4 protein-coding genes are annotated in these 3882 nt (G+C 43.9%); 1 reads left to right on the forward strand and 3 read right to left on the reverse strand.

The genetic code is table 11. The features are described 5' to 3' along the window. Window positions 1-127 precede the first annotated feature (127 nt). Both HUX64_RS02620 and HUX64_RS02625 read right to left on the reverse strand, forming a co-directional pair. Window positions 128-691: a nuclear transport factor 2 family protein gene (locus HUX64_RS02620; protein WP_174624689.1), complete on the reverse strand. Its 564-nt coding sequence runs from the start codon at window positions 689-691 to the stop codon at window positions 128-130. 52 nt (window positions 692-743) lie between these two features. Beyond that, complete coding sequence (locus tag HUX64_RS02625; RefSeq protein WP_174624690.1) at window positions 744-1412, reverse strand: Bax inhibitor-1/YccA family protein; 669 nt, start codon at window positions 1410-1412, stop codon at window positions 744-746. 361 nt (window positions 1413-1773) lie between these two features. Between HUX64_RS02625 and HUX64_RS02630 the strand changes: the two genes are divergently transcribed. Further along, window positions 1774-2088 (forward strand): BON domain-containing protein, encoded by a 315-nt coding sequence (locus HUX64_RS02630; RefSeq protein WP_174624691.1) that lies wholly within the window; start codon window positions 1774-1776, stop codon window positions 2086-2088. A 1312-nt stretch (window positions 2089-3400) separates the two neighbouring features. Here the strand turns inward: HUX64_RS02630 and HUX64_RS02635 are convergent. Continuing rightward, window positions 3401-3882, reverse strand: a 482-nt coding sequence (locus tag HUX64_RS02635) for a right-handed parallel beta-helix repeat-containing protein (RefSeq protein ID WP_217426412.1), incomplete at its 5' end; no start/stop codon positions are given.

Genomic DNA, 3882 nt, shown 5'->3' on the forward strand with positions numbered 1-3882 from the left:
CACCCTTCACGGTCTTTGATGTTAAGCCGTCCCATATAACGCTTCTTCATTTGCAGCGTCCTCAATTGGTTGAGGTAATCTTGGGAAACACCAGTTCAGCATTCTCATTTATCTCATAGGGAGACTACTAGATCGCATCATCATTAGGCTGTTGCTTAGCTGGGGGAAGGGGCTTGAGGTTTTTCAAGGAGCGTCCGAATTCTTCCAGTTGCTGTTTTAATATGTCCCCAAAAGTCTCTAATTCTTTTTCGATCAACGGCATTTGTTGTTCCAGTTGTTCTTTAAACGTTTCGCCAAAATCTTCCAGACTTTTAAAAACCCCGCTGAAAGGGTTATTTGAAATATTATTGAGGGTCTGCCGGTAATCAACTTGCCATTGATTATTATCTTTTAATAGAACCGTATTAAAAGATAATACCGGCCTGTAATCGTCAGTAGCGGTTGGTGTAATTATTGTTTCGACATAGGCATTCAGGCCTTTGATAGCTATTTGGCCAGTTTCCAGACTGGAATTTTCATTAACTTGCCGCTGCTGTGTAACCAAGTGCTGAGTATCTGGAGTTGCATATTTTTTTGCAGTTTCAATATTCCCCTGTGTCAATTCATCCCAGAAAACAAGCGTAATTTCTTCAGGAGTTTTTGCAGTCTGGCAGCTATTAGCAACTAGCAGCAAGCAAAAAAGCCCGGCCAACCGGGCCGGGCTTTTTCTTGACCATTTATAAACGAATGAACTAAAAGACAGCTTAGTCGTCACCGCTAAAGACCCCAAGCAGTTGCAACAAGCTCAGGAACAGGTTATAGATGGATACGTATAAAGAAATAGTCGCTAAAATATAGTTGGTTTCACCACCGTGTATTATTGCGCTGGTCTGAAATAAAATCATACCGGACATAAGCAAAATAAACATGGCGGATACAGCCAGTGATAAGCCCGGCATGGCAAAGAACATGGCGCCGATACCGGCCAGGAATGCCACCAGAATGCCTACCATCAGGAAGCCGCCTAAAAAGCTGAAATCCTTGCGGGTAGTCAAGGCATAGCCTGAAAGTCCCAGAAATATTACCCCTGTGCCGCCCAATGCCGTCATGATCAGTTCGTGACCATTATTGAAGGCCTGGGTATACATGTTCAAAATAGGCCCCAACGTTAATCCCATAAAGCCGGTTAATGCAAAGACAAAAACCAGGCCTAAACTGCTGTTACTGAATTTTGTGGTTAAAAATAGCAGGCCGAAATAGCCAATCATGGTAATTACTAGACCAGGATGCGGCAGATTCAGATACATTGCTGCACCAGCCGTTATAGCGCTGAAAATTAATGTCATTGCTAATAACATATAGGTGTTCTTCAGCATTTTATTGGTTGCCAGAATACTTGCTTCCGGACGCGAAATAGCGGTATTTAATCTCATTTTAAACAATTCCTTAAAAATAAATGATTGCAACGAATAGACTTTTAAATCTTACAAGAGTTTCACTGTTTTTGTAAGAGAATTAAAGCATATACTTGAATTATTGAGCTAGCAGTTTCCATTGTATAAAAACTCCCTATGAGTTTAATTTATCCTTAGCCGGAAACCCGAAGTAGATTACATTGGCCGCATATTGTTGTATGATTTGACCATGGTATTATTTAATTTACAAATGTTTGAGTGTAGTACTTTATCTTGCTTGACGCTAAAAAATTGATACCGAGAAATTACTGCCGAATTTAATGCCAGAAAATCGTCCTTGTTTAAAATCTTACACCTGATCTTGATTTAAGCTAATATTATGAGTAAATTAAATTTGATAATGCGTTTTTTATTAGGTTTTCTGTTGATGGTGTCAATTGCCGGTTGTGCCGGAAGCAGAACGTATGAAAGTACCGGAGAATATTTTGATGATGCTGTTCTCACCACCAAGGTTAAAGCATCAATATTGGGAGATTCCAGACTTAAGGTAATGCAGATTGATGTTGAGACCTTTAAGGGTATCGTACAGCTTAGCGGCTTTGTTGACTCCACCCAGGCCGCTGCCAGAGCTGTAGAACTGGCAAGAACGGTTAAAGGCGTTAAAATGGTTAATAACAGCCTTATAGTGAAATAAACTATAAAATGATTTTAACTTTGATAGATTAGTCAGGGGAGCTAAAAGCCTTAAATTAAAACGATAAACTGAAACCCGATATAGTAAAGTAGACCCCATAGTCCAGACAAAAAATACCTTAATTAAAGAAAGAGCCGTGATCACACTCCAGCTGAATGGCGCGGTCCCCGTTTTCAGCACAGTCTCTGATATTTCACCCGTACCGTTGATTTTGTCGATGATCTTGACCCTACTGCCCCTAGCCCTTGTATAGACTTCCTGCGGCATTTGGCAAGCCAGTGCTTGATGCCAGCGTTCCTGGTTATAGAAGTGGAAAGACGGGCATCACTTCCATCAACATGTCCTGCCTGCTGCCGTGGCTTTAAATACACGTGTTCATATTTCAGTGTCCGGCACAGCCGCTCGGCCAAAATATTATCCAGGGCCCGGCCTCGCCCCTCCCTACTGATCAGGATGCGGTTGTCAGCAAGCCGCCGGTAAAGGCATCGCGAGCCGATAAACAAACCCGCGCGGTAAGCGGATATAGGCGATAGCGGTGCTCCCTGTTCAAGTGTCCAATCCTGGCGAACGCTCAGGATCGCTCTGCACGTTGATGGGTTTCGGCCCGCGCTTGCCTTCCAACAAGCTGCCCGCCTTCGCCGACAGGTCTTTTTTCCATGGACTCACCCGGTTCGGGCGGATACTGTGCTCTTGAGCAATTCATTGATCGTCTTGATGCCTTTTACGGCTGCTATGGCAATCTTGGCTTTTTGAGCACTATAAACATCTGCCGTTTCTTTCACTGATTTTTGCTCTCTGCTTTAGCTCAGAGCCTGGCTTAAACTATAATTTATAACCTTTAGCCGAATGCCGCGGCTCGCGCTTAATAAAAGACTTTGCTATATTCAACCGTCGGCCGCGGGCTTGTTGCCGGAAAAGATAAGTCGGATAAGGCTCGAGCGCGGCTTATTCCTAGGCTAATTCAGCAAGGAATGGCTGGGTTGCTTTAAATTTTCGCTAGGAATGCCTCAGATTTGGTATAGGTCTGGAATAACTTTCATAAAGTGGTGCTTGACCCATGCGACCTTCACCGCTGTTCCAGCACAAAGCTCGCGGCTGGCTTTTTTAATAGGTCGCGTTGATTGGCTGTTGGACAATGGGCCTCCCTGAGTCTTGGCGAGCGGAATCACTGACTCTCTGAATCAGCCGTTGTAGACTTTTGGTTTTTCATGACTCATCGGGACTCGCTCTTTGTTTACAAGTATTTTTGGGCAGTTAAACAAAGGGTGCGAGAGACTTAACTCAAGTCTCTTGCACCCCTTTCACGGGTAGTTTACTGAACAGTGTTGCCACTAATAGTGTTGCCTGTCCCTCTGTCTACAATAGCCCGTCCTCCGTTACCTGTAACTGTATTGTTAGAGATTGTGTTGTAGTTTGAAGTGCTATCATAAATCTGAATACCGTATGCTCTGTTTCCCGAAACAGTGTTACCATCAACCATATTACGGGTAGCTCCATTTTCAATTTCTATTCCGTCATTTCTATTGCTCTGAACTTTATTGTTAGTGATACGGACCCCTGCCGCTGCGGAAATTTTAATGCCCACTGCATATATGCCGCCGCCTCCGTTGTTGCTCATCGTGTTGCCATCCACCGTCAGATTAGTAATACTTCTAACACCCGCCGAACCGATGTACGTCATGAGCCCGCCACCGTAATTGTTGAGGAACTGCGAGTTCAGAATCTGCACATTATTGACAGCCTGTCCCTCGTTCGGTTCGATATCAAGTCCATGCATCGGGCGACTCCCGTTGG

Source organism: Candidatus Methylobacter favarea, from assembly GCF_902806695.1.
GTDB classification, from domain to species: domain Bacteria; phylum Pseudomonadota; class Gammaproteobacteria; order Methylococcales; family Methylomonadaceae; genus Methylobacter_B; species Methylobacter_B favarea.